This is a genomic window from Sphingomonas sp. OTU376, assembly GCF_038440415.1.
GTDB lineage: Bacteria > Pseudomonadota > Alphaproteobacteria > Sphingomonadales > Sphingomonadaceae > Sphingomonas > Sphingomonas kyeonggiensis_A.
In genome coordinates, this window is the sequence record NZ_JASATQ010000021.1 from 34016 (window position 1) to 57658 (window position 23643).

General features: G+C 67.4%; 25 protein-coding genes. 18 read left to right on the forward strand and 7 right to left on the reverse strand.

Features of this window, described 5'->3' with window-relative positions; genetic code table 11:
* Positions 1 to 25: 25 nt before the first annotated feature.
* The 4 genes from AAHM44_RS11045 to AAHM44_RS11060 are packed head-to-tail and all read right to left on the reverse strand — an operon-like array spanning position 26 to position 2648.
* Positions 26 to 625, reverse strand: coding sequence for a winged helix-turn-helix domain-containing protein (locus tag AAHM44_RS11045; RefSeq protein ID WP_342250016.1), 600 nt, complete (start codon positions 623 to 625; stop codon positions 26 to 28).
* Positions 626 to 673: 48 nt separating this feature from the next.
* The gene (locus AAHM44_RS11050) at positions 674 to 1552 is read right to left on the reverse strand and encodes a transposase (protein ID WP_342250017.1); all 879 of its coding nucleotides are present in this window, start codon (positions 1550 to 1552) and stop codon (positions 674 to 676) included.
* Positions 1540 to 2490 (reverse strand): hypothetical protein, encoded by a 951-nt coding sequence (locus AAHM44_RS11055; RefSeq protein WP_342250018.1) that lies wholly within the window; start codon positions 2488 to 2490, stop codon positions 1540 to 1542. The genes AAHM44_RS11050 and AAHM44_RS11055 overlap by 13 nt, the downstream gene beginning before the upstream one ends.
* On the reverse strand, positions 2487 to 2648 hold the full coding sequence (locus AAHM44_RS11060) for a hypothetical protein (protein ID WP_184162555.1): 162 nt from the start codon (positions 2646 to 2648) through the stop codon (positions 2487 to 2489). Before AAHM44_RS11060 ends, AAHM44_RS11055 begins: the two co-directional genes overlap by 4 nt.
* 125 nt (positions 2649 to 2773) lie before the next feature.
* Between AAHM44_RS11060 and AAHM44_RS11065 the strand changes: the two genes are divergently transcribed.
* A complete protein-coding gene (locus tag AAHM44_RS11065; RefSeq protein WP_269573541.1) occupies positions 2774 to 3214 on the forward strand; it encodes a PaaI family thioesterase in 441 nt (146 codons plus the stop codon).
* Positions 3211 to 3585, forward strand: a complete 375-nt coding sequence (locus AAHM44_RS11070) for a PaaI family thioesterase (RefSeq protein WP_269573542.1) — start codon at positions 3211 to 3213, stop codon at positions 3583 to 3585. The genes AAHM44_RS11065 and AAHM44_RS11070 overlap by 4 nt, the downstream gene beginning before the upstream one ends.
* 363 nt (positions 3586 to 3948) lie before the next feature.
* Here AAHM44_RS11070 and AAHM44_RS11075 read toward each other — a convergent pair whose 3' ends face one another.
* Entirely contained in the window at positions 3949 to 5187 is a 1239-nt protein-coding gene (locus AAHM44_RS11075; RefSeq protein ID WP_342250019.1) for a PQQ-dependent sugar dehydrogenase, read from the reverse strand.
* 276 nt (positions 5188 to 5463) lie between these two features.
* Here AAHM44_RS11075 and AAHM44_RS11080 point away from each other — a divergent pair, with 276 nt between their 5' ends.
* From AAHM44_RS11080 to AAHM44_RS11140, 13 genes are all read left to right on the forward strand, one after another.
* Complete coding sequence (locus tag AAHM44_RS11080) at positions 5464 to 7305, forward strand: alpha/beta hydrolase family protein (protein WP_342250020.1); 1842 nt, start codon at positions 5464 to 5466, stop codon at positions 7303 to 7305.
* A gap of 302 nt (positions 7306 to 7607) precedes the next feature.
* Complete coding sequence (rimP, locus tag AAHM44_RS11085; protein WP_342250021.1) at positions 7608 to 8156, forward strand: ribosome maturation protein RimP; 549 nt, start codon at positions 7608 to 7610, stop codon at positions 8154 to 8156.
* Complete coding sequence (gene nusA / locus AAHM44_RS11090) at positions 8156 to 9772, forward strand: transcription termination factor NusA (RefSeq protein ID WP_269573546.1); 1617 nt, start codon at positions 8156 to 8158, stop codon at positions 9770 to 9772. Before rimP ends, nusA begins: the two co-directional genes overlap by 1 nt.
* A complete protein-coding gene (locus AAHM44_RS11095) occupies positions 9772 to 10002 on the forward strand; it encodes a tautomerase family protein (protein ID WP_184162536.1) in 231 nt (76 codons plus the stop codon). The genes nusA and AAHM44_RS11095 overlap by 1 nt, the downstream gene beginning before the upstream one ends.
* Positions 9983 to 10747 (forward strand): DUF448 domain-containing protein, encoded by a 765-nt coding sequence (locus AAHM44_RS11100; protein WP_269573547.1) that lies wholly within the window; start codon positions 9983 to 9985, stop codon positions 10745 to 10747. The genes AAHM44_RS11095 and AAHM44_RS11100 overlap by 20 nt, the downstream gene beginning before the upstream one ends.
* A gap of 8 nt (positions 10748 to 10755) precedes the next feature.
* Entirely contained in the window at positions 10756 to 13491 is a 2736-nt protein-coding gene (gene infB, locus AAHM44_RS11105; RefSeq protein ID WP_342250022.1) for a translation initiation factor IF-2, read from the forward strand.
* 57 nt (positions 13492 to 13548) lie between these two features.
* Positions 13549 to 13956 carry a 30S ribosome-binding factor RbfA gene (gene rbfA / locus AAHM44_RS11110; RefSeq protein WP_184162529.1) on the forward strand — a complete coding sequence of 136 codons (408 nt, stop codon included), beginning with the start codon at positions 13549 to 13551 and terminating at the stop codon, positions 13954 to 13956.
* A 71-nt stretch (positions 13957 to 14027) separates the two neighbouring features.
* Positions 14028 to 14603 carry a thymidine kinase gene (locus AAHM44_RS11115; protein ID WP_269573549.1) on the forward strand — a complete coding sequence of 192 codons (576 nt, stop codon included), beginning with the start codon at positions 14028 to 14030 and terminating at the stop codon, positions 14601 to 14603.
* Between the two features lie 58 nt (positions 14604 to 14661).
* A complete protein-coding gene (locus AAHM44_RS11120) occupies positions 14662 to 15069 on the forward strand; it encodes a DUF6491 family protein (protein WP_342250023.1) in 408 nt (135 codons plus the stop codon).
* Positions 15070 to 15122: 53 nt separating this feature from the next.
* Positions 15123 to 16013 (forward strand): tRNA pseudouridine(55) synthase TruB, encoded by an 891-nt coding sequence (gene truB, locus AAHM44_RS11125; protein WP_342250024.1) that lies wholly within the window; start codon positions 15123 to 15125, stop codon positions 16011 to 16013.
* Between the two features lie 20 nt (positions 16014 to 16033).
* Positions 16034 to 16303, forward strand: coding sequence for a 30S ribosomal protein S15 (gene rpsO, locus AAHM44_RS11130; RefSeq protein WP_116839282.1), 270 nt, complete (start codon positions 16034 to 16036; stop codon positions 16301 to 16303).
* A 174-nt stretch (positions 16304 to 16477) separates the two neighbouring features.
* A complete protein-coding gene (gene pnp / locus AAHM44_RS11135; RefSeq protein WP_269573552.1) occupies positions 16478 to 18823 on the forward strand; it encodes a polyribonucleotide nucleotidyltransferase in 2346 nt (781 codons plus the stop codon).
* Positions 18824 to 19004: 181 nt separating this feature from the next.
* Complete coding sequence (locus tag AAHM44_RS11140) at positions 19005 to 20573, forward strand: outer membrane protein assembly factor BamB family protein (RefSeq protein WP_342250025.1); 1569 nt, start codon at positions 19005 to 19007, stop codon at positions 20571 to 20573.
* A gap of 22 nt (positions 20574 to 20595) precedes the next feature.
* Here AAHM44_RS11140 and AAHM44_RS11145 read toward each other — a convergent pair whose 3' ends face one another.
* Positions 20596 to 21510, reverse strand: a complete 915-nt coding sequence (locus tag AAHM44_RS11145; protein ID WP_342250026.1) for a LysR family transcriptional regulator — start codon at positions 21508 to 21510, stop codon at positions 20596 to 20598.
* Positions 21511 to 21694: 184 nt separating this feature from the next.
* Between AAHM44_RS11145 and AAHM44_RS11150 the strand changes: the two genes are divergently transcribed.
* From AAHM44_RS11150 to AAHM44_RS11160, 3 genes are read left to right on the forward strand one after another with little or no spacing between them, the layout of a single operon-like run.
* Positions 21695 to 22105: a (R)-mandelonitrile lyase gene (locus AAHM44_RS11150; RefSeq protein WP_342250027.1), complete on the forward strand. Its 411-nt coding sequence runs from the start codon at positions 21695 to 21697 to the stop codon at positions 22103 to 22105.
* A complete protein-coding gene (locus tag AAHM44_RS11155) occupies positions 22105 to 22329 on the forward strand; it encodes a tautomerase family protein (RefSeq protein WP_269573555.1) in 225 nt (74 codons plus the stop codon). The genes AAHM44_RS11150 and AAHM44_RS11155 overlap by 1 nt, the downstream gene beginning before the upstream one ends.
* Before the next feature lie 38 nt (positions 22330 to 22367).
* Entirely contained in the window at positions 22368 to 23435 is a 1068-nt protein-coding gene (locus AAHM44_RS11160) for an NAD(P)-dependent alcohol dehydrogenase (RefSeq protein WP_342250028.1), read from the forward strand.
* Here the strand turns inward: AAHM44_RS11160 and AAHM44_RS11165 are convergent.
* A complete protein-coding gene (locus tag AAHM44_RS11165; protein ID WP_342250029.1) occupies positions 23415 to 23609 on the reverse strand; it encodes a hypothetical protein in 195 nt (64 codons plus the stop codon). The two genes, AAHM44_RS11160 and AAHM44_RS11165, sit on opposite strands and share 21 nt — an antisense overlap.
* Positions 23610 to 23643 lie beyond the last annotated feature (34 nt).

Here is a 23643-nt window from a genome sequence, read left to right on the forward strand (position 1 = left end):
ATATGGGGGCACGATAGCGGCGCGATCACGCCGCGCACAACCGGTAGCCGCGCCCCTTGTCGGTGCGCAGCATCGGAATCGCAAAGCCGCGATCGAGCTTTGCACGCAATCTTGAGACATGAACTTCGACAACGTTGGTGCCAGGATCGAATCCCAGCCCCCACACCGCGGACAGCAGTTCATTCCGCCCGCTCGGCCGCTCCCCCTGCCGGACGAGATGGAGCAGCAGCGCATATTCGCGGGGCAGCAGCCGGATGAGATGGCCCGCCCGCGTCACCCGCCGCTCCACCTGATCGATGCGCAGTTCGCCCAGCACGATCTCGGGCCGGCGCCGGATGCGCGCGGCAAGCCGGGCGACGATCTCCTCGACGCTGGCGGAGGCGGGCATCGCGTCCTCGGCACCGGCATCGAGCGCCAGGGCGACGCTGTCGCTATCGGCCAGCAGGAGCAGCAATGGTCCCTGCCATCCGATCGCGTGGATGCGCGCGATCGTCTCGGGCCTTCCTCTCACCAGCGCCGCATCCGCCGCCACGCCGGGTACGAACCGCACCAGCCCAAGGCCGCGTGCGGCGGCGGCTTCGGCCAGGCCGGGCATCTCCAGATTACAGGCGACGATGGCGGTCACGGTGCGAGGGTAACGGCGATAGCTCCGTTTCCGTGGCGATCATGTCCGTTACGGACCCAGTCGCGCCCGGGCGTGACCGGCGACGATACGGTCGGGATCGTCCACCGCCTTTTCGAAGCGCGCCGCCGCCTCGCCCGGCAGCGCGGAGGCAAGGGCGTCGAGCGCCGTCACCCGCATCCGGGAACAGGGGTGGTCGCGGGCAAAGCGTTCGGCCAGGTCGAGGCCGTTGCCGAGATGCACGGCAATCGCGACCAGCGCCTCGGCTGCGGTCACCGTCAGGCCTTGCGCGATCGTGCCGCGTGCGATGTCGAAGCGATACTGGTCGAGCCAGGGCTGGGCGGGATCGGCGCCGAGGATGTTGAGCGAGACCGACATGCTGTCCGGCGGCAGCTGGAGGTGGATGTCACGCCGCATCCGGTAGAGCATCAGCTTGCCCTGCTCGAGCCGCGATCGCTCGACGAAGCGCAGCCCTGCATCCTCGCCCGGCAGGCCGGCGAGCGGGGCGACATCATACTCATAATAGTCGCTCCAATAGCCCGGGCCGCGATAACCCCATGTCAGAAATGGAAAATTATGATCGTGCGGCAGATCATAGAAGAACGCCGCCGGGCCGCTGGCGCGGGTGATCGGGTCCTCGCGTGCCGGCCAGAAATTGGCGCGCAGCACATAGCGGCCATTGGGCGGGCGCAGCAGGAAGACCTGGGCGCCATAGCCATTGCCTGTGACCTGCCCGGCGCAATTCGCCTTGAGCTCGGCGATGGCGAGATCGGCGAGGAAATCCGGGTTTCGACCCAGTCGGGCAAGCAGCGGGCCCCAGCTGGCGAAGGCGTCCTCGTCACGGGCATCGACCGGGTTGGCGTCGAGCGCTTCGACCAGATCGCAGAGGCCGATCGCATTGCCCGTGCCGGGATCGATCAGGCGAGGCATGGCGTTTCCAGCTTTGCGCGCACCACAGCCAGCGTCCGGCCCGCTGCCTCGCGCACCTCCGCATGGAGGTCGCTTTCCGCCATTGCGCCCAGCCGCGGAAGGGCGGCGCGGGCGTCGAGCGCCAGCCATTCGCGCATCGCCGCCCAGCGCAGGTGGAAGGCCGGATCATGGGTCGCCTGCTCGAAGCAGGGGCCAGCATCGGCGCGGCCGGCCAGGCGGAGGAAGGCGAGCAGCATCTCGGTGCGCGAGGCGCGGTCGTCGCCGCTGGCGATACGGAGCAGCCGGCCGTCCGCGATCGCATGCTCGCGCATCAGCGGTGCCCCGGCACGGGCGGTGGCGACGAGCGTGACCACGTCAAGGGTCGCATCGGCGAGCAACTGCGCCTCGCTGCGTCCGTCGATCGCCACCACTGCGCCATCGGCAAGGTGGAGCGGCGCTTCCTCCAAACAGGGCGGAGCGGCATCAGCGCGGAATTCAGCCTCGGCAGGGGCCGTGCGCCAGCGCCGCAGCGTGGCGCCACCCGCGCGGACATAGCGCGTCACTGCCAGCCGGCCGGTGAAGGTGCAGCTGGACGGCGGGGGTCTGCGCCGCATCTCCGCCGCGCTGGTGACGCTGGCGGAGAGCTTCACCGCCGGGCATTCGAACAGCACCGCGCCGATCCGCAGCGGATCGCGGCTTACCCGGAAGGGCGGCTCGAACAGCGGATCGGCCGCAAGCACCTCGACCAGAGGGTCGAGCAGCGCCTCGGCCCAGCTGGCGTCGCATAGCATCTCCGCGGCAAGGGCAATCGCTGCTTCCCCATCGCCGGCGGGGCAGTCGGCGAAGCGGGCGGCGAGCGTGCGATAGGCAGGCCCCGCGCGCCACGCCCGTACCGTGCCGGGCGCCGCAGCCCGGGCGGTGACGATCGCGGCGCGGGTGGCCGCGTCGATCCCGTTCATGCGAAGTCGGGCACCATCTCGTAGATCAGGATCGCGATGCCGACGATCAGCTCGAACAGGTCATCGACGTCCCGATCCACGGCGGCCAGCGTGCCGTGCATCGCGACATTGGTACCCAGCTCGGCGATCTCGCCGAGATCGATCTTCAGCAACCCCATATTTCCCCCTCTTCCGGGAAGGACCCGACAAAGGGGAGGCTAGGGGCGGGTCGATATGGTGCATCTTACAAGCATGTAATTGCCCCCATTTGCGTGCCATCCGCCGCCGCGCTAGGGCCGGGCTTATGAGCCAAGCGGCCCCTTCCACCTTCGATCCCCTGCGCTTCTTCGAGCTGCGCTTCGCCAGCCATGGCACGCGGCTTGGCATCGGCTACCGGGACCATGGCCCGGACTGGGCCGAGCTCGAGCTGCCGTACCGCGAGGACATGATCGGCGACCCGGCGTCGGGCGTGCTCGCATCGGGGCCGATCCTGGCGCTGATGGACATGGCCACCGCCGTCTCGGTCTGGCTGCGCGCCGGCACCTTCGTGCCCCAGGCGACGCTCGACCTGCGGATCGACTATCTGCGCCCCGCAACGCCCGGACGCGCGGTGATCGGCCGCGGTGAATGCTACCGCCTGACCCGCTCGATCGCGTTCGTGCGCGGCCAGGCGCATGACGGCGATCCGAACGACCCGATCGCGCACGTCGCCGGTACCTTCATGGCGACGGAGGGATACCGGTGATCCTGCCCCCTTACGCCGAACTGCTCGGCCTCACGGTCGAACCGGGCGAGGATGCGCCGGTACTGGTGATGCCCTTCGGCCCCGATGTGCTCGGCCGGCCCGGCTTCCTGCATGGCGGCGCGATCGGCGGGCTGCTCGAGATGGCGGCGGTCGGCGCGCTATGGCAGGCGCTCGGCACCGACGAGACCCAGGTCAAGCCGATCAACCTGACGGTGGATTACATGCGCGGTGGCCGCGACAAGCCGACGCGTGCCCGCGGCATCGTCACCCGGCTCGGCACCCGCGTCGCCAATGTCGAGGCAGTCGCCTGGCAGGACGAGCCCGACCGGCCGATCGCCGCGGCGCGGATGAACTACCTGATCCTGCGCTAGGGCGGCGTCCTACACCGACTGGGGCGAGGCCCGCGAAAGTACACGAAGTACAGGCCCAAGAGCCGGTTTGGCGGGCTGCTATTCTGCCCACTTTCCCGGGTCCGCGTCGCATCTCGCAACATTGTTGCGTGCACGCGATCCTATCTTTCCTACAGGGGCAAACAGCGGCCGGCCCCGGGGGAGCCGACCGCATCAGCCCGGCAGGCGCAATCCTGCATTGCAAGCGGTGGGAGCAGTCGATCCGGTCTTGCGCTTCCCAGCCTGCCTGTTCCCCAGCGAAGGCCGGGGCCCAGGGTAAAAGAGCGACACGGCAGAGAAACCCCGGGCCCGGCTTTCGCCGGGGAACGGGTTTGTCCGCAGCCCTTACTTCGGCATCAGCTTGAACAACCGCCCGTTGACCCGTCCGGCATCCTCGAGCAGCCACACCGCGCCGTCCGGCCCCTGGACGACGTCGCGGATGCGCATGTTGAGCACCCATTGGTCGGCCTTGCTCGCCTTGTCGCCGTTGAGCGCCACGCGGATCAGCCCGCGCCCGGAAAGCGCGCCGATCAGCAGCGAGCCCTTCCACTGCGGGAAGAGATTGCCCGAATAATAGGCCATGCCGCCCGGCGAGATGGCGGGGTTCCAGAACACCTTGGGCGCCTCATAGCCGTCGCCCGGCGCATGATCGGGGATCGGCGTGCCGTCGTAATTGTCGCCGTTGGAGACATTGGGCCAGCCATAGTTCCGGCCCTTGACGATCAAGTTGACCTCGTCGCCGCCCTTGGGGCCCATCTCGACTTCCCAGAGCCGGCCGCCGCCATCGAACACCAGCCCATAGGGATTGCGATGGCCGAGGCTCCAGGTCTCGGCGGGAACCAGGTTCGTGCCCTCCACCGCGACGGTGCGGCTGGGCGCGGTCCTGGCGAGCTCGGTGTTCTTGGGCGGATCGGTGACGGTCACGGTCGCGCTGCCGGTCTTGCCCGCCCAGGGATTGCCGGCCGCCGGCTTGCCGTCGAGCGTCAGGTGCAGGATCTTGCCGAGCGCCTGGTTGGGATCCTGGGCGGGGGTGAAGCGCTGGCGCTCGCCCGAGGTGAGGAACAGCGACTTGCCGTCGGGCGCGAAGGCGATGACCGCACCGAACTGGCCGCCCTTGCCGTCCGCCCCGGCGCGCCACAGCACCTGCGGATTGGTGAGCGCGGGCGTCGTGCCATCGACGAAGGTGGCGCGGGCCAGCGCGAGGCTGGAGCCGTCCGGGCGCGGCTCGGCATAGGTGTAATAGACCTGGCGGCTCTTCGCGAAGTCCGGCGCCGGGATCACGTCGAGCAGGCCGCCCTGGCCCTGGAACACGACATCGACGTTCGCGATGGTCTGCGACTGCTTGCCGTCCGCCGAGACGAGCAGGATCTTGCCGGCCTTCTCGGTCACCAGCATGCGGCCGTCGGGCAGGAAGGCCAGTGCCCAGGGCGTATCGAAATCGGCGACCTGGGTCATGGTGAAGGGCAGTTCGGGATCGGGCGCCGGGCTGGGCGTCGCCTGGGGCTCGGCGGACACGCCTGCACCGGCATTGCACGCCGCGAGCAGGGCGATGGCGGGCAGTGCCGCGCGAAGCTTCGTCTTCATGTCCACGATCCCTCTTTGGTTCTGGCGGAGCCAACGCACCGTTCGGGCACCGGCTCCGCATGTCGCGCCATTCTGTGCAGTCCGGCGGGCGCTGCCAAGGCAAAGCTTGCCGCCGCATTGCAGGTCATAACGCTGCCGTTTCAATAAGTTGCGCAAATCTACAGTATTGCGCAATTTTCGGTCTCCCTCCATCCTTGGTGTCGAACTCGGGTGGGGGTTTCGTTGACGCAGTTTCGCCGGGCAGGCGCCGCCGGATTGGCGGCCATTCTCGCTTTGATGACCGTGGCGCGGGCCGATCCCGGGCCGGTTTCCACGCCGCCGAGCGCGGCCGAACTGCTCGCCCCGGCGGCGATCGAGGATCCGCAGCTTTCGCCTGACGGCAGCCGCATCGTCGCGCGGATCGGCGCGGAACGGCGGCTGGCGATCTTCGATCCGAAACGCCCCGATCTTGCACCGCATTCCGTGGCGCTGCCCCAGGGCGAGCGGCTCGAATGGGTCTTCTGGCTGGCGCCGGGCCGGCTGCTCGCCAGCCTGACTCGCGACGAGGGCAAGCCGGCCACCCGGCTGGTCGAGATCGATGTGGCGGGCGGCACGCTCGCCCAGCTCGGGCAGGCGCGTGCGGCGGGAAGGGGCGAGGAGCTGCTCCATGTCGATCGCAAGGCCGGCTTTCTGCTGCTCAAGACGCGTGACCGCCGCCGCGATACGCCTTCGGTGTGGCGCATCGACCTGGCCAGCGGCGCGGCGACGCTCGCGGTCGCGGCGCAGCCGCATGTCCAGGACTGGGTGGTCGATGGCGCCGGCGTGGTGCGCGCCGGCGTGGGGGCCAAGGATGACAGGGCCTGGCTTGTCTATCGGCGGGGGGAAAGCGACGGGTTCAGCCGCGAAGGTAACGACGTCGCTGGGACCGATCCAGAGATCGCGCAATTCGCGCCGGTGCAGGGCAGCGACCAGGGCTATGCGCTGGCGGAAGCCCCTTCCGGGCGGATTGGTCTCTACACCTATGATTTCCGTGCCGGCCGGCTGGGGGCGCTGGTCTATGAGAATGGCAAGGCCGATCTCGACGGGTTCGAGCTCACCCCGGACGGCAAGCCCGCTGGCGTCGCCTATACCGACGACCGCGACCGGATGCTGTGGTTCGACGGCGCGATGCGCACCCGCCAGGCGGCGATCGACGCGGCGCTGCCCGGGCGGGTCAACCGGGTGGTCTCGGCCAGCGACGACCAGCGCGAGCTGCTCATCTATAGCGCCTCGGCGAGCGATCCGGGCATCTACTATCTGTTCGCGGAGGGCCAGGCCCGGCGCTTCGCCGCGATCAACCCGGCGCTGGACGGCAAGCAGCTCTCGCCGGTGACGACCATCCATTATGCGGCGCGCGACGGGTTGAAGATCGACGGCTATCTGACCCTGCCGGCCGGACGCGCGGCGAAGGACCTGCCGCTGATCGTGATGCCGCATGGCGGGCCGTTCGCGCGCGACAGCTGGGACTATGACCCCTGGGTCCAGTATCTCGCGGGCGAGGGCTATGCGGTGCTCCAGCCCAATTATCGCGGCTCGACCGGATTCGGCCGGGCGATGACCGCGCGCGGCGACGGCGAATGGGGCCGCGGCATGCAGGATGACGTCGACGACGGCGTCGCCTGGCTGGCGAAGCGCGGCACGATCGATGCGAAACGGGTGTGCATCATGGGCGCCTCTTATGGCGGCTATGCCGCGATGTGGGCGGCGGCGCGCGACAACCGGACCTATCGCTGCGCGATCAGCTATGCCGGCATCTCCGATGTGCGCGCCCAGCTCGATTACGATCACAAGACCTTCGAGGAGCGTGCCTTCCGTGCCTGGCGGGCCCGCATCCAGGGCAGGGCGCCGTCGCTCGAATCGATCTCGCCGGTGACCTATGCTGGCCAGTTGGCGATGCCGATCCTGATCGCGCACGGCACTGCCGACCAGACCGTGCCGGTCGACCAGTCCGAGCGGCTGCACGATGCGCTGACCCGGGCGGGCAAGGCGCATGAGTTCATCGTCTATCCGGGCGAGGATCACACGATGCGCGATCCGGCGAACGAGGCGGATTTCTTGGTGCGGGTGGGCAGGTTCCTCGAGGCGCATAATCCCGGGTAGGCGGAGGCGCGGCTTCCTTCGTTTCCGATCGTCACTCCGGCCTTGTGCCGGGGTCCACTGCGCCTTGCGCAATACGGCAAAGAACCTCTTGTCCAGCGCCTGCCTCCCGGTGGCCCCCCGGCACAAGGCCGGGGTGACGGAGGGAAGGAGCAGGGGGTGTCTCCCCTGATTCCCAACCCCTCTTGCCCCCAACCGGGCAAGTGCGTATATCGCCAGTGCTTTCTCGACATCGTCAAACATGCCGAGGTCGGGGCCCGCAGGGCTCCGGCTCCGAAGCTGCTTGACCATTACCGGAGTCCCGCGTGGCGAATATTGCCGACCTCACCAAGCTGATCGAACCCGAAGCACAGGCGCTCGGACTCGTGCTGGTGCGCGTCAAGATGTTCGGCGGGACCAGCGATCCGACGCTGCAGGTGATGGCCGAGCGCCCGGATACCCGCCAGCTCACCATCGACGATTGCGCCGACCTGTCGCGCCGCATCTCCGATGTGTTCGACGCGCTGGAGGAAGCGGGCAAGGACCCGTTCGACCATGCCTATCGCCTCGAGGTCAGCTCGCCCGGCATCGACCGGCCGCTGACCCGCGCGCAGGATTTCGAGGACTGGAAGGGCCATGAGGCGCGCCTCAACCTGGTCGAGCCGCTCGAGGACGGGCGCAAGCAGCTCACCGGCGACCTGATCGGCGCCGAGGGCGACATGATCTCGATCGATGTCCGCAAGTACAAGGTGGTCAGCGTTCCGTTCGGCGCCGTCGCCGACGCCAAGCTGCTGATGACCGACAAGCTCATTGCCGCAACCGTGCCGCTCTCCGCCGAGGGCGCCGAAGAATACGAAGCAGAGGAAAACGACTGATGGCCACCGCCATTTCCGCCAACAAGGCCGAGCTGCTTGCCATCGCCGATTCGGTCGCGAAGGAAAAGCTGATCGACAAGGCCATCGTCATCGAGGCGATGGAAGACGCGATCCAGCGCGCCGCGAAGAATCGCTACGGCGTCGAGAACGACATCCGCGCCAAGCTCGACCCGAACACCGGCGATCTGCGCCTGTGGCGCGTCGTCGAAGTGGTCGAGCTGGTCGATGACTATTTCAAGCAGGTCGACGTCAACCAGGCGCAGAAGCTCCAGAAGGGCGCGGCCGTGGGCGACTATATCGTCGATCCGCTGCCCCCGATCGAGTTCGGCCGCATCCAGGCCCAGGCTTCGAAGCAGATCATCTTCCAGAAGGTCCGCGACGCCGAGCGCGAGCGCCAGTTCGACGAGTTCAAGGACCGGATGGGCGAGATCATCACCGGTGTGGTGAAGCGCGTCGAGTTCGGCCATGTGGTCGTTGACCTGGGCCGTGCCGAAGGCGTGATCCGCCGCGACCAGCAGATCCCGCGCGAAGTGGTTCGCGTCGGTGATCGCGTCCGCTCGATCATCCTCAACGTCCGTCGCGAGAACCGCGGCCCGCAGATCTTCCTCAGCCGCGCGCATCCGGACTTCATGAAGAAGCTGTTCGCGCAGGAAGTGCCCGAGATCTACGACGGCATCATCGAGATCAAGGCCGCTGCCCGCGATCCGGGCTCGCGCGCCAAGATCGGCGTCATCAGCCATGATTCGTCGATCGATCCGGTCGGCGCCTGCGTCGGCATGAAGGGCTCGCGCGTCCAGGCCGTCGTGCAGGAGATGCAGGGCGAGAAGATCGACATCATCCCCTGGTCGCCCGACACCGCGACCTTCGTCGTCAACGCGCTGCAGCCGGCCAATGTCAGCCGCGTCGTGATCGACGAGGAAGAGGACCGCATCGAAGTCGTCGTTCCCGACGATCAGCTCAGCCTCGCCATCGGCCGTCGCGGCCAGAATGTGCGCCTGGCTTCGCAGCTGACCGCCAAGGCGATCGACATCCTCACCGAGACCGACGCCAGCGAGAAGCGCCAGGCCGAGTTCGTCGCGAACAGCGAGATGTTCCAGAACGAGCTCGACGTCGACGAGACGCTGGCCCAGCTGCTGGTCGCCGAGGGCTTCAGCAGCCTCGAGGAAGTCGCCTATGTCGAGCTCGACGAGATCGCTTCGATCGAGGGCTTCGACGAGGAGCTCGGCCAGGAGCTGCAGAGCCGCGCGCAGGAAGCGCTGGAGCGCCGCGAGGAAGCCAATCGCACCGCCCGCCGCGAGCTGGGCGTCGAGGACGACCTCGCCACCATGCCGTATCTGACCGAGGCGATGCTGGTCACGCTCGGCAAGGCCGGCATCCGGACGCTCGACGACCTCGCCGACCTGGCGACCGACGAGCTGGTGCAGAAGAAGCGCGCCGAGCCGCGCCGCCGCAACGAGGACGCGCCGAAGCGCGAGCAGGACAAGGGCGGGATCCTCGCCGAGTACGGCCTCAGCGACGAGCAGGGCAACGAGATCATCATGGCGGCCCGCGCCCACTGGTTCGAGGACGAGGCCCCCGCGGCCGAGACCGCCGAAGCCTCGGAGGGTGATGCCTGATGCCGTTCATCGACATCCGTCTGGCCGGCCCGGCTACCCGCGAGCAGAAGGCCGGCATCGTCGCTGACGTGACGGCCTCCATGGTCGCGCGCCTGGGCAAGCCGGCGGCTGCCGTGCAGGTCAACATCACGGAACTGAGCCTCGAGAATTACGGTGCGGGCGGGCAGCTGATCGCTGACCGCAACGCCGCGCCGGTGCAGGGAGACGCGCATGCGGAACCCTCACAATGATAGCGCTCGGCTAAAGGCCAAAGGGACCACTCCTTCCGCGGCGCGGGAGGGGAAGGATCCGGTGCGCACCTGCGTGCTGTCGCGTGCGGAAGCCCCGCGCGACGGGCTGATTCGACTCGCGCTGTCGCCGGATGGCGAAGTGCTGCCCGATGTCCGCGCCAAGGCGCCGGGCCGCGGCGCCTGGATCGGCGTGACGCGGACGGAACTCGAAGCGTCTGGCAAGAAGCTCCGGGGCGTGCTGGCGCGTGCCTTCAAGGGCGCCGAGCTGCGCATTCCCGAGGATCTCGGCGCGCGGATCGAGGAGCAGCTGCAGCGCAACGCGCTCGACCGGCTGGGTCTCGAGTTCAAGGCCGGGCATGTCGCGATCGGCGGCGACCGTATCCAGGAAGCCGCGCGCAGCGGCCGCCTGCACCTGCTGCTCCATGCGAGCGACGCGAGCGAGGACGGGGCGCGCAAGCTCGCCCAGGCCTGGCGCGTCGGCCTCGATGAAGAAGGAAGCGGGCGCAAGGGCTTAACATTGCCGATCCCGCGCACCATATTGTCCTTGGCGCTTGGCCGCGAAAATGTGGTACATGCCGGCCTGACCGACGCCAAAGCAGCCGCCCGGACGAGCGAAGCACTCGATCGGTGGCTGCACTTTATCGGACCCGATTCCACCTCCCGCCCTTGCGAAACCGCTTCGCAAGGCGCATCGGCGCTTCCGTCGGAAGCGTCCGTAGACGAACGACAGACTGAAGGACTTTAGGCAGCCGCATGAGCGACACGGACAACGATAAGCCGAAACTGGGCATGCGCGCGCCGCTGGGGATCAAGCGCACGGTCGAGACGGGCCAGGTGAAGCAGAGCTTCAGCCATGGTCGCTCGAACACGGTGATCGTCGAGACCAAGAAGGCGCGCGTCTTCCGCAAGCCGGGCGAAGGCCCGGCGGAAGCGCCCGCCCCTGAACCGCAGGTCGCAGCACCTGCGCAGTCGGTCGCGCCGCCGCCTCCGCCGCCCGCCCCGCGTCCGCCGGTCTCGAACGAGTCCGCGCAGGAGCGCCAGGCCCGTCTGCTGCGCGAGGCCGACGAGCAGCGCATGCAGGCGCTCGAGGAAGCGCGCCGCCGCGAGGAGCGCGAACGTGCCGAGGCCGCCGAGGCCGAAGCGCGCCGCATAGAGGAAAAGGCCCGTGCCGAAGCGGAGGCCGCCAAGGCGCCGCCGGCGCCCGAGCCCACGCCTGCTCCGGCACCCGCGCCTGCGCCCGCTCCGGAAGCGCCGAAGGTGGAGGCCGCCGCTCCGGCGCCCGCGCCCAAGCCTGCGCCCGCTCCGGCACCCGCACCGACTCCGGCCCCGCCGCCGGCTCCGGTTGCGCTGCAGCTCGACCCGAGCCGCCCGGCGCCGCGCCTGTTCACCCCGGTGCAGCGTCCCGAGATCCCCAAGCCGCAGCCCAAGCCCGAGCCGAAGCCCGAGGCTGCTGCCCCGGCCCCGACTCAGGCCGCGCGCCCGGCCAGCGCCGGTGCGCCCGCATCGCGTCCCGCCCCCACGGGCGGTGCGCCGGTGCGCCGTGGCCCCGAGCCCGCGCGTCCGCAGCAGCGCGACCGCAAGGGCGACGACCGCCGCCAGTCGGGCAAGCTCACCGTCAATCGCGCCCTGGGTGGCGAGGACGGCGCCCGTGCCCGCTCGCTCGCCGCGCTGAAGCGCGCCCGCGAGAAGGAACATCGTCGTTCGTACGGTGGCTCGTCGGCGCCGCGCGAGAAGCAGGTCCGCGACGTGGTCGTCCCCGAGGCGATCACCGTGCAGGAACTCGCCAATCGTATGGCCGAGAAGGGCAGCGACCTGGTGAAGGCGCTGTTCAAGATGGGCATGCCGGTCACCATCACGCAGACGATCGACCAGGACACCGCCGAGCTGCTGGTCACCGAATTCGGCCACAACCTGCAGCGCGTCAGCGAGAGCGACGTCGACCTGGACGTGGCCGAGGCCGATGCGGCCGAGACGCTGAAGCCGCGCGCCCCGGTGGTGACGATCATGGGTCACGTCGACCACGGCAAGACCTCGCTGCTCGATGCCCTGCGCGGCACCGACGTGGTGAAGGGCGAAGCCGGCGGCATCACCCAGCATATCGGCGCCTATCAGGTCACGCTGAAGGACAAGTCGAAGATCACCTTCCTCGACACCCCGGGCCACGAGGCGTTCACCCAGATGCGCGCCCGCGGTGCCGACATCACCGACATCGTCGTGCTGGTGGTCGCCGCGAATGACGGCCTGATGCCGCAGACGATCGAGGCGATCAATCACACCAAGGCGGCGGGCGTGCCGATGATCGTGGCGATCAACAAGGTCGACCTCGACAGCGCCAATCCGCAGCGCGTGCGCGAGCGTTTGCTCGAGCATGAAGTGATCGTCGAGGAGATGGGCGGCGAGACCCAGGACGTCGAAGTCTCGGCGCTCAAGAAGATCGGCCTCGACGACCTGATCGCCAAGATCCAGATCCAGGCCGAACTGCTCGACCTCAAGGCCAATCCGGACCGCGAGGCCGAAGGCACGGTGATCGAGGCCAAGCTCGACAAGGGCCGCGGCCCGGTTGCGACGATCCTGGTCAACCGCGGCACGCTCAAGGTCGGTGACGTGTTCGTCGTCGGCGCCGAGAGCGGCAAGGTCCGCGCGCTGGTCAACGACAAGGGCCAGCAGGTCAAGGAAGCCGGCCCGGCCGTTCCGGTCGAAGTGCTCGGTCTCTCCGGCGTGCCGATGGCGGGTGATCCGCTCCAGGTCGTCGAGAACGAAGCGCGTGCCCGCGAAGTCGCCGAATATCGCCAGGGCGTTGCGCTGCAGAAGCGCACGACCCAGGCTCCTGCCAGCCTCGAGAGCATGTTCTCGGCGCTCAAGGAAAAGCAGGCGATGGAATATCCGCTGGTCGTCAAGGCGGATACCCAGGGCACGGTCGAGGCGATCGTCGCGGCGATCAACAAGATCAGCACCGACGACATCAAGGCGCGCGTGCTCCATTCGGGCGTGGGCGGCATCACCGAGAGCGACGTGTCGCTCGCCGGCGCCGCCGGTGCCCCGATCATCGGCTTCAACGTCCGCCCGAACGCCAAGGCGCGCGAGATCGCCGAGCGCAACAAGGTCGCGTTCAAATATTATGACGTGATCTACGACCTGACCGACGAGATCCGCGCGGGCATGGCCGGCCAGCTTGGTCCGGAAGCCTTCGAAACCGTCGTCGGCCGCGCCGAGATCAAGGAAGTCTTCTCGGCAGGCAAGCACGGCAAGGCTGCCGGTCTGCTGGTCACCGAGGGCGCGATCCGCAAGGCGCTCAAGGCGCGCATCACCCGGGACGATGTCATCATCTACCAGGGCGAGATCGCGTCGCTGCGCCGCTTCAAGGACGATGTCCCCGAAGTGCGCGCCGGCCTGGAGTGCGGTGTGACGTTCAGCCAGAACTTCACCGACATCAAGGCGGGCGACTATCTCGAAACCTTCGAAGTCGAGATGCGCGAGCGTACGCTCTAAGCTGTTTTCCCTCCCTCTCCTTGCCTGCAAGGTGGGGGAGGGAGCGGAGATCAGGCCATGAAGACGCAGACCACCACCGAAGAACGTTCCGTCCGCCTTCTGCGCGTGGGCGAGCAGGTGCGTCATGTGCTGAGCGAGATCCTGCAGCGCGGCGACGTGCATGACGAGGTGCTGGCCAAGCACATGGTCTCGATCACCGAAGTGCGCATGTCGCCCGACCTGCGCCACGCGACGGTGTTCGTGAAGCCGCTGCTCGGCAAGGACGAGGAAGTGGTGATCAAGGCGCTGCGCACCAACACCGCCTATCTCCAGCGCGAAGTCGCCCACCGGGTGAAGATGAAATACGCTGCCAAGCTCAAGTTCCTTGCGGACGAGAGCTTCGACGAGGGCAGCCATATCGACAAGCTGCTGCGCGATCCCAAGGTGGCGCAGGACCTGGGCGATGAGGACGGCGCCGCGGGCTGAGGCTTCCTGCATCCACAGGATAAGCGCACGGGGCGATTGACCGCGTGGCGACGGCGGGCGCAGATCGCCCCATGGCCAAGCTCTATTTCTACTATGCCTCGATGAACGCGGGCAAATCGACCACGCTGCTTCAGGCCGATTTCAACTATCGCGAGCGCGGCATGCGCACCCTGTTGTTCACCGCCGGCATCCATGATCGCGGCGGCAGGGGCGTGATCGATTCGCGGCTTGGCATCAGCGCCAGCGCGATCCCGTTCGAGGAAGACACCGATCTGCGCCGCATTGCCGAGGATGCGCATTACGAGGCGCCGCTCGCCTGCATCCTGGTCGACGAGTCGCAGTTCCTCTCGCCCATCCAGGTTCGCCAGCTCGCGCATCTCGCGGACGAGGTCGGCATCCCGGTGCTCTGCTATGGCCTGCGCACCGATTTCCAGGGGGCGCTGTTCCCCGGCTCGGCGGAGCTGCTCGCGCTCGCGGACTCGCTGGTCGAGATCAAGTCGGTCTGCGAATGCGGGCGCAAGGCGATCATGAACCTGCGCGTCGATGGCGAGGGCAACGCGGTGCGGCAGGGCGAGCAGCGCGAGGTGGGGGGCAATGAGCGCTATGTGGCGCTGTGCCGCCGCCACTTCATGCAGCGTACAGCCTAAGTATTATACAAGCGCGGCAAGGAGCGCCCCATCTCGTTCTCCGCAAAGGAGAAGACCCATGTTTCGCAAGACCATTCTCGCCTGTGCCCTGCCGCTGATGTTCGCCGCCACCGCCGCCTCGGCCCAGCAATCGGGCCCGACGCCCGGGCCCAAGTCGGGCGAGCAGGCCTCTATCCCGTTCTTCACCCGGAGCGACATCCGCACCTTCGATGCCACCGATAGCGGCGACGGCGTCTATATCCAGGATGCCCGGCGCAACTGGTATTACGTCTCGTTCTTCGGTCGCTGCAACAACCTGCCCTTCGCGATCGGCGTCGGGTTCAAGACATTCCCGGGTGCCTCGCAAATCGATCGCGGCGATACGATCTTCGCCGGGCGCGAGCGCTGCCAGATCGCCAATATCGTGCACAGCGGACCGCCGCCGGTGAAGGCGAAGAAAGCGAAGAAGGCCAAGCCGGCAGCCTGATACTGGCCCTGTGATGCTGGCTCTGCGCCCGCGGCTCCGCTAGGGCGCCGCGGATGCATGGCTGGATCATTCTCGACAAACCTTTGGGCCTTGGCTCGACCCAGGGCGTAAGCGCCGTCAAGCGCGCGCTGCGCGACGGCAAGTACGGCAAGTTCAAGGTCGGCCATGGCGGCACGCTCGATCCGCTGGCGACCGGGGTGCTGCCGATCGCGCTGGGTGAAGCGACCAAGCTGGCCGGGCGGATGCTCGACAGCGACAAGGTGTACGACTTTACGATCGGGTTCGGCGTGCAGACCGACACGCTCGATCTGGAAGGCAAGGCGATCGCGACCAGCGATGTCCGCCCTACGCGCGACGCCGTGATGGCCGTGCTGCCTCAATTCACCGGGGCAATCGAGCAAGTGCCACCAGCCTATTCGGCGCTGAAGGTGGATGGCGCGCGCGCCTATGATCTCGCCCGCAAGGGTGAGGACGTCGAACTGGCGACCCGTGCGGTGACGGTCCACCAGCTTGCTCTGATGCCCGCTTATCAAGGCCCGCTGGACCAAGCCACTTTCACCGCCCATGTCTCCAAGGGCACCTATATCCGCAGCCTCGCGCGTGACATTGCGCTGGCGCTCGGCACGGTCGGCCATGTCACAATGCTGCGCCGGGTGAAGGCTGGTCCCTTCACTCTGGAGTCCGCGATTTCGCTGGACAAACTGGACGAAGCCGCTAAGGGCCGCTCCCTTGAACAACTTCTCCTGCCATTGAGGGCGGGGCTGGACGACATCCCGGCTCTATCCCTCACCCCCGACCAGGCAGGGCTGCTCCGACAGGGGCGGGTTCTGGCCGGGATCGCCAAGGAAGACGGCCAATATTTCGCGTGCCTGGGGGAGACCCCGATCGCGCTGGTGGAGGCTCTATCCGGTGAAATCCGGGTCGTCCGCGGCTTCAATATCTAAGCGATGTCGAAGGAAAGACTATGTCGATCACTGCAGAGCGCAAGGAAGCGCTGATCAAGGAACATGCACGCGGCGGCACCGACACCGGCAGCCCCGAAGTGCAGATCGCGATCCTCTCGGAGCGCATCGCCAACCTGACCGAGCACTTCAAGACGCACGCCAAGGACAACCATTCGCGTCGCGGCCTGCTCATGCTGGTCAACAAGCGCCGTAGCCTCCTCGACTATCTGAAGAAGAAGGACGAGGGTCGCTACACCGACCTCATCGCGAAGCTCGGTCTTCGCAAGTAACCGGAAAGGCGGCCTTCGGGTCGCCTTTTTGTCATCCCGGCAGGCTAGTGCCGGCGTCAGGCTCCCACGCAGCGGAGCAGACGGGGGATCGGCAATTCGGCCAGTCCCACGAGCCACGTACGGCTCTCTCCATAGGCCCCCGCTGCATCGGGCAGCGGGTGTGAAGGAAAAACAATGTTCGACAAGAAGACTGTATCGATCGAGTGGGGCGGCAAGACGCTGACTCTCGAAACGGGCAAGGTTGCCCGCCAGGCTGACGGCGCCGTGATGGCGACCCTCGGCGAAACCGTGGTTCTCTGCGCGGTGACCGCCGCCAAGAGCGTGAAGGAAGGCCAGGACTTCTTCCCGCTGACCGTCCACTATCAGGAAAAGTTCTCGGCCGCCGGCCGTATCCCGGGTGGCTTCTTCAAGCGCGAGCGCGGCGCCACCGAGAAGGAGACTTTGGTCTCGCGTCTCATCGACCGCCCGATCCGCCCGCTGTTCCCGGAAGGCTTCTACAACGAGATCAACGCCATCGCTCAGGTCCTGAGCTATGACGGCGAGAACGAGCCGGACATCCTCGCGATGGTCGCCGCTTCGGCAGCGCTCACCATCTCGGGCGTGCCGTTCATGGGCCCGATCGGCGCCGCGCGCGTCGGCTATGTCGACGGCGAGTACATCCTGAACCCGACCGACGAGCAGGTCGCCGCCGGCGATCTCGATCTCGTCGTCGCCGCTACCTATGACGCGGTGATGATGGTCGAATCGGAAGCCAAGGAGCTTTCGGAAGAGATCATGCTCGGTGCCGTGCTGTTCGCGCACGATGCGTGCCGCGAAGTCGTCAAGGCGATCATCAAGCTCGCCGAGCAGGCCGCCAAGGATCCCTGGGAAATCGCGTCGTCGAACGACAACGCCAAGCTCAAGGACTCGATCAAGAAGCTGGTCGGCAAGGACATCGCGGCCGCCTACAAGCTGACCGACAAGTCGGCCCGCTCGAACGCCCTCAACGAGGCGCGTGCGAAGGCGAAGGCGAAGTTCGCCGAGGACGGCCTCTCGCCCCAGGAAGTCATGGCCGGCATCAAGCTGACCAAGAAGCTGGAAGCCGAGATCGTCCGCACCGCCATCCTCAAGGACGGCAAGCGCATCGACGGCCGCACCACCACGCAGATCCGCCCGATCGAGGCGGAGACGCATTTCCTCCCGCGTGCGCACGGCTCGGCCCTGTTCACCCGCGGCGAGACCCAGACCATCGCCACCGCGACCCTGGGCACCAAGGACGCCGAGCAGATGATCGACGGCCTGGGTGGCCTGTCGTACCAGAACTTCATGCTGCACTATAACTTCCCGCCCTATTCGGTCGGCGAAGTGGGCCGCTTCGGTGCCCCGGGCCGCCGCGAAGTCGGTCACGGCAAGCTCGCCTGGCGCGCGCTGCACCCGGTGCTGCCGACCAAGGAAGAGTTCCCCTACACGATCCGCCTGACCAGCGACATCACCGAGTCGAACGGCTCGTCGTCGATGGCGTCGGTCTGCGGCGGCAGCCTCGCGATGATGGACGCCGGCGTGCCGATCAAGCGTCCGGTCTCGGGCATCGCCATGGGCCTGATCCTCGAGGGCAAGGACTTCGCGATCCTGTCGGACATCCTGGGTGACGAAGATCACCTCGGCGACATGGACTTCAAGGTGGCGGGCACGTCCGAAGGCATCACCACGATGCAGATGGACATCAAGATCGCCGGCATCACCAAGGAGATCTTCGAAGCCGCGCTGAACCAGGCCAAGGACGGTCGCGCCCACATCCTGGGCGAGATGAACAAGGCGCTGTCGGCAACCCGTTCGGAGCTCTCGGCGCACGCACCGCGCATCGAGACCTTCACGATCGACAAGTCGAAGATCCGTGACGTGATCGGTACCGGCGGCAAGGTGATCCGCGAGATCGTCGCCACCACCGGCGCCAAGGTCGACATCGACGACGAGGGCGTGATCAAGGTCTCGTCGAGCGACGTCTCGCAGATCGAAGCCGCGATCAACTGGATCAAGGGCATCGTCGAAGAGGCGGAAGTCGGCAAGATCTACACCGGCAAGGTCGTCAACCTCGTCGATTTCGGCGCCTTCGTGAACTTCATGGGCGGCAAGGACGGTCTCGTCCACGTCTCGGAGATCAAGAACGAGCGCGTCGAGAAGGTCTCGGACGCCCTGTCGGAAGGCCAGGAAGTCAAGGTCAAGGTCCTCGAGATCGATCCGCGCGGCAAGGTTCGCCTGTCGATGCGCGTCGTCGACCAGGAGACCGGCGAAGAGCTGGAAGACACCCGTCCGGCCCGCGAACCGCGCGAGCCGCGCGGTGATCGTGGCGACCGCGGTGACCGTCGTCGCGATGGTGGCCGTGGCGGCGATCGTGGTCCGCGTCGCGAAGGCGGCGACCGGGATCGCGGTCCGCGCGGTGACCGGGGCGATCGCGGCCCGCGCCGCGAGCGCTCGGAGTCGAAGGACGAAGGCGGCGAGGACATCGGCCTGCCGGCGTTCCTCACCGGCGCCGACGACTGATCGTCCGGGGAAACCCGAAACGCATGAGAGGGGCTCGCGGCAACGCGGGCCCTTTTCTTTGCCCGGGTGATTTCACCGAATCGGGATAATCCCTTTTCTCAGTGCCTTGTTGAACACTCCTCAGCCTGTCACATCCGCGGTGCCGATGGCACGGGGTGGCGCGGCAAAGAGGGGGATTTCCATGCGCAAGTTGATGCCGTTCGGCGGGATGTTGTTGCTCGCCGGCTGTTCAGGCGGGGGTGGTGGCACGGGCGGCAGTGTCTCGACGCCGACTCCCACACCCGTCCCGACCCTGGCGGTCACGCTCGACAAGGCGACGCAGAGCCAGACGGCAATCGAGAGCGACAGCCGGGCGAGCTTCTCCTTCGTCGCCACCTATAGCGGCACCGCGAGTACGGCGATCTATCCCCGGATCAGCTTCGACGACAAACTGCTGTCGCAGGACGGGGACATCGTCCAGTCGGGCAAGAGCTACACGGTCTCGCTGAAGAGCCTTGCCGGCCTCAGCGCGGAGTCGCGCAGCGGCGATGTCACCTTCCGGCTCTGCCGCGACACGGCGTGCGCGGAGGTATATCCCGGCTCCACCCAGACCTTCCGCTACACGCTCGACGTCAAGCTCAACGATTGGGAGATGTTCCAGCGCTCGGCCGGGCACACCGCCTATGTCCATGCCAGCTTCGATCCGGCCAAGTTCGCGAAACTGTGGGACAAGAGCTTTGCCGATGCCGGCAGCTTCCGCCCGGTATCGACCAAGGGCGGCACGATCTTCCTGACGCGCAAGGCGAGCGCGGGCACGAGCGTTTACGCGCTCGACAGCGCCACCGGCGCGCAGCGCTGGGCCTATGACCTGGGCCCGATCTCCGACGGCAGCGGCCCGACGGTGAGCGGCGACCAGCTGCAGGTCGTCACCATGTTCACTTCTTCCGGCGAGAATCGGATTGTCACGCTCACGGCCGCGAACGGCCAGTTCGTGCGCAACATGCTGTTCGCCTCGCAATGGTCGGTCTTCGCCCAGCCTACCGCGGTCGGGCGTGAGCTGTATCTGGCATCCGGCTATTACGGCAACGTCGTCTACAGCTACAATCTCGACAACGGCGTCACCCGCTGGACGGCGAACGGCGTGTCCGGGAAGGTTTGGGACGGCGCCACGCCCGCGGCCGACGACCAGTATGTCTATTATTACTCGGGCAGCCTCGACGTCTATCGCCGCTCGGATGGCGCGCTGGTCAAGAGCATCGCCGATCCCTTCTGGGTGTGGAACGGCTATTCCTATGCCGGCGGCCCGATCCTGGGCGCGCGCAAGAACGCGATCGCCTATTCGGGCACGGGAATGGGCATCTATCCCATTTCCTTCCCGCTGGTCAGCTACGACATCGAGGGCAGCAAGATCGCCTGGCGTACCGCCGGCACTTACAGCAACGCGCCGGCGCTGGCGAAGGGGGTATTGTTCGCCGCGAGCAATCCGCGCGGGCAGCTGGACGCGATCGGCGAGGAGGATGGCGCGGTCCGCTGGTCCTGGCCGGTTCCGGCAGGCGAGACGTTCCTCGGCAATATCCTTGTCACCGACAATCTCGTCCTCTTCTCCACCTCCGCGAAGGTCTATGCGGTGTCGCTCGACACGCATGCCACCGTCTGGTCGGCACCTACGCCGGGCACGCTGGCGATCGGCGCGGAGGGGCGGCTGATCGTGACGCCGATCATCAACGGCACGGCGCCCGGGGGCACGATCACGGCCTATTCGCTGCGTTGATGCAAGGGGAGGCGGAGCCCGGTCAGCCTGACCGGGCCTCGCGCCCCGGGCGCCAGCGCAGTGCCTCGACGATCGCCGCGAAGGCCGGCGTCGGCTGGCGTCGGCTGGGATAATAGAGATGGTAGCCGGCAAAGGGCGGCGACCAGTCTTCCAGCACCGCCTCCAGCCGGCCATCGGCCAGCGCGTCGCGTACCAGGTCTTCCATCAGGTACGAAAGGCCAAAGCCCTCCAGCGTGGCATCGCGGATGTGGAAGATGCTGTTGAAGATCAGCTGGCCGCTGACCCGGACCCGCTGCTCGCGGCGATTGCGCTCGAACTCCCAGGCGTAAAGCCCGCCCAGCGTCGGCAGGCGCAGGTTGATGCAATTATGCTCGGCGAGGTCCTGCGGGGTCTGCGGGCGGCCATGTTTCGCAAGATAGCCCGGGGTCGCCACCACCAGCATCCGCACCGGCGGGCCGATCGGCACCGCGATCATGTCCTTGTCGATGATGTCGCCCAGCCGCACGCCCGCATCGAACTTCTCGGCGACCAGGTCGACCAGCCGGTAATCGGTCTCGATCTCGACATGGATGTCGGGGTGCTCGGCCAGCACGCCGCGCAGCCGTGGCCACAGCACCGTCTGCAGCGAGAATTCGTCGGCGGTGATCCGGATATTGCCCGCCGGCCGATCGCGCAGGTCGTTGAGCGCCGTGACATGCGTGGCGATCTCGTCGAGATGGAAGGCGACGGTGCGCAGCATCCGCTCGCCCGCCTCGGTCGGCGTCACGCTGCGGGTGGTGCGGTTGAGCAGCCGCACGCCCAGCCGCTCCTCGAGGGAACGCATGCAATGGCTGAGCGCGGACGGGGTGACGCCCAGCTGCGCCGCGGCACGCGTGAAGCTGCGCTCGCGCGCCACCGCGACGAAGGCCGAGAGATCGGCAAGGTCCTGACGATTCATTGCTGAAAAATACTCATAAGCGCGTTCATATTATAGCCCCTAATCGGCTGAGCGCTCGCACCCCATTTCTGCACACATCAGGGAAAAGGGGTGATTGCATGAAACGGCTGGTCCTGGCTGCGGCATCGCTCCTTCCCGTCTTCCCCGCCTGCGTCCAGCAGGCGCCCAGGCACAGGAGCAGCAGATGCGCATTCAGCGGAACGGCAGCCAGCCGTCGCAAAAAGGGCCCGCCGACTGGTTCACCGGTTCGGTGCGGATCGACCCGCTCACCATCGCCGAGGATCCCCGCTTCGGCGTCGCCAGCGTCACCTTCGAGCCCGGCGCTCGCACCGCCTGGCACACCCACCCGCTCGGCCAGACGCTGATCGTCACCGCCGGGCTCGGCTGGACCCAGTGCGAGGGCGAGGCCGTGGTCGAGATCCGTCCCGGCGACGTGATCTGGTGCCCGCCCGGCCATCGCCACTGGCATGGCGCCAGCCCGGGCAGCGCGATGACGCATATCGCCATCCAGGAATCGCTGAACGGCAAGATGGTCGAGTGGTTCGAGCATGTCCCGGACGCCGTTTATCTCGCCGGCCCGGCCGGGGCGCGCTGATGCCGCATGTCACGCTCCGGCTCGCCTCGGGCCGTTCCGACGCGGACAAGCAGCGCCTCGCCGATGCGCTGGCCGAGGCCGTCACCGCCGCGATCGGATCGCCGCCGGAGAGCATCTCGGTGGCGATCGAGGATGTCGCGACGGGCGACTGGCCTGCCTTCTACCGAAGCGAGATCGCTGCCCATCCCGAGCTGCTGTTCAAGCCGCCCGGCTACACGCTCTGACTCCCCTGAACCCCGATACCAAGCAACAGAGGACCAACATGACCACCCAAGCAAAGGCCTATGCCGCCCAGTCGGCGAGCACCCCGCTCGCGCCCTTCACCTTCGAGCGCCGCGACCTGCTGGCCGATGACGTCTCGATCGACATCCTGTTCTGCGGCGTCTGCCATTCGGACCTGCACACCGCGCGCAGCGAATGGGACGGCACGATCTTCCCCTGCGTGCCCGGCCACGAGATCGTCGGCCGCGTCAGCGCCATCGGCAGCGAGGTCAGCAAGTTCGCGGTCGGCGACCTGGTCGGCGTCGGCTGCATGGTCGACAGCTGCGGCCATTGCCCGTCCTGCCAGGAGAGCGAGGAGCAGTTCTGCGAGACCACCGGTTTCGTCGGCACCTATAACGGCCCGGACGCGCATCTCGGCGGCCACACCTTTGGCGGCTATTCCGATCATATCGTCGTGAAGGAAGGCTTCGTCCTCAAGGTCAGCCATGACGAGAAGGACCTGGCCGCAGTCGCGCCGTTGCTCTGCGCCGGCATCACCACCTATTCGCCGCTGCGCCACTGGAATGCGGGACCGGGCAAGAAGGTCGGCATCGTCGGCATCGGCGGCCTTGGTCACATGGGGATCAAGATCGCCGCGGCGATGGGCGCGCATGTCGTCGCCTTCACCACCTCGCCCGCCAAGATCGAGGACGCGAAGAAGCTCGGCGCGCATGAAGTGATCGTCTCGCGCAACGCGGACGAGATGGCTGCGCACGCCAACAGCTTCGATTTCATCCTCGATACGGTGGCGGCAAGCCATGACCTCGACGCGCTGACCGGCCTGCTCAAGCGGGACGGCACGCTCACCCTGGTCGGCGTGCCCGAGCATGCCCATCCCTCGCCGAACGTCTTCAACCTGGTGTTCAAGCGCCGCTCGATCGCCGGCTCGCTGATCGGCGGCATCGCCGAGACGCAGGAGATGCTCGATTTCTGCCACCAGCACGGGCTGACCGCCGACATCGAGATGATCCGCATGGACGAGATCGAGACGGCTTATGACCGGATGGTGAAGAGCGACGTGAAGTACCGCTTCGTCGTCGACATGGCGTCACTGAAGCAGGAAGGCTGAGGGCGCCAGCCGGCGTCCTCCCCCGGAGCCGCCACGGCGGCGCCGGCTGCCGGCCACCGGCGCCGTGGCTTCCCTGCGGGGAAGCCGCGGCGGCCGCGCACCCTCGGCGACCATCGCCGAGGCGATCACCCCGAAGGCGATCAGTGCCGTCACTTTGTGGGTCTGCCGGTCCATACGCGCACGAAACCATGCGCGGCGCGCGCGCGAC

What these genes read in the sequence shown, in the direction of transcription:
- AAHM44_RS11050 (WP_342250017.1), bottom strand. Translation starts at nt 1,552, where the DNA reads ATGCCTCGCCTGATCGATCCCGGCACGGGCAATGCGATCGGCCTCTGC.
- AAHM44_RS11055 (WP_342250018.1), bottom strand. Translation starts at nt 2,490, where the DNA reads ATGAACGGGATCGACGCGGCCACCCGCGCCGCGATCGTCACCGCCCGG.
- AAHM44_RS11060 (WP_184162555.1), bottom strand. Translation starts at nt 2,648, where the DNA reads ATGGGGTTGCTGAAGATCGATCTCGGCGAGATCGCCGAGCTGGGTACC.
- AAHM44_RS11065 (WP_269573541.1), top strand. Translation starts at nt 2,774, where the DNA reads ATGAGCCAAGCGGCCCCTTCCACCTTCGATCCCCTGCGCTTCTTCGAG.
- AAHM44_RS11075 (WP_342250019.1), bottom strand. Translation starts at nt 5,187, where the DNA reads ATGAAGACGAAGCTTCGCGCGGCACTGCCCGCCATCGCCCTGCTCGCG.
- AAHM44_RS11080 (WP_342250020.1), top strand. Translation starts at nt 5,464, where the DNA reads ATGACCGTGGCGCGGGCCGATCCCGGGCCGGTTTCCACGCCGCCGAGC.
- nusA (WP_269573546.1), top strand. Translation starts at nt 8,156, where the DNA reads ATGGCCACCGCCATTTCCGCCAACAAGGCCGAGCTGCTTGCCATCGCC.
- AAHM44_RS11095 (WP_184162536.1), top strand. Translation starts at nt 9,772, where the DNA reads ATGCCGTTCATCGACATCCGTCTGGCCGGCCCGGCTACCCGCGAGCAG.
- AAHM44_RS11100 (WP_269573547.1), top strand. Translation starts at nt 9,983, where the DNA reads ATGCGGAACCCTCACAATGATAGCGCTCGGCTAAAGGCCAAAGGGACC.
- infB (WP_342250022.1), top strand. Translation starts at nt 10,756, where the DNA reads ATGAGCGACACGGACAACGATAAGCCGAAACTGGGCATGCGCGCGCCG.
- rbfA (WP_184162529.1), top strand. Translation starts at nt 13,549, where the DNA reads ATGAAGACGCAGACCACCACCGAAGAACGTTCCGTCCGCCTTCTGCGC.
- AAHM44_RS11115 (WP_269573549.1), top strand. Translation starts at nt 14,028, where the DNA reads ATGGCCAAGCTCTATTTCTACTATGCCTCGATGAACGCGGGCAAATCG.
- AAHM44_RS11120 (WP_342250023.1), top strand. Translation starts at nt 14,662, where the DNA reads ATGTTTCGCAAGACCATTCTCGCCTGTGCCCTGCCGCTGATGTTCGCC.
- truB (WP_342250024.1), top strand. Translation starts at nt 15,123, where the DNA reads ATGCATGGCTGGATCATTCTCGACAAACCTTTGGGCCTTGGCTCGACC.
- rpsO (WP_116839282.1), top strand. Translation starts at nt 16,034, where the DNA reads ATGTCGATCACTGCAGAGCGCAAGGAAGCGCTGATCAAGGAACATGCA.
- pnp (WP_269573552.1), top strand. Translation starts at nt 16,478, where the DNA reads ATGTTCGACAAGAAGACTGTATCGATCGAGTGGGGCGGCAAGACGCTG.
- AAHM44_RS11140 (WP_342250025.1), top strand. Translation starts at nt 19,005, where the DNA reads ATGCGCAAGTTGATGCCGTTCGGCGGGATGTTGTTGCTCGCCGGCTGT.
- AAHM44_RS11145 (WP_342250026.1), bottom strand. Translation starts at nt 21,510, where the DNA reads ATGAATCGTCAGGACCTTGCCGATCTCTCGGCCTTCGTCGCGGTGGCG.
- AAHM44_RS11150 (WP_342250027.1), top strand. Translation starts at nt 21,695, where the DNA reads ATGCGCATTCAGCGGAACGGCAGCCAGCCGTCGCAAAAAGGGCCCGCC.
- AAHM44_RS11155 (WP_269573555.1), top strand. Translation starts at nt 22,105, where the DNA reads ATGCCGCATGTCACGCTCCGGCTCGCCTCGGGCCGTTCCGACGCGGAC.
- AAHM44_RS11160 (WP_342250028.1), top strand. Translation starts at nt 22,368, where the DNA reads ATGACCACCCAAGCAAAGGCCTATGCCGCCCAGTCGGCGAGCACCCCG.
- AAHM44_RS11165 (WP_342250029.1), bottom strand. Translation starts at nt 23,609, where the DNA reads ATGGACCGGCAGACCCACAAAGTGACGGCACTGATCGCCTTCGGGGTG.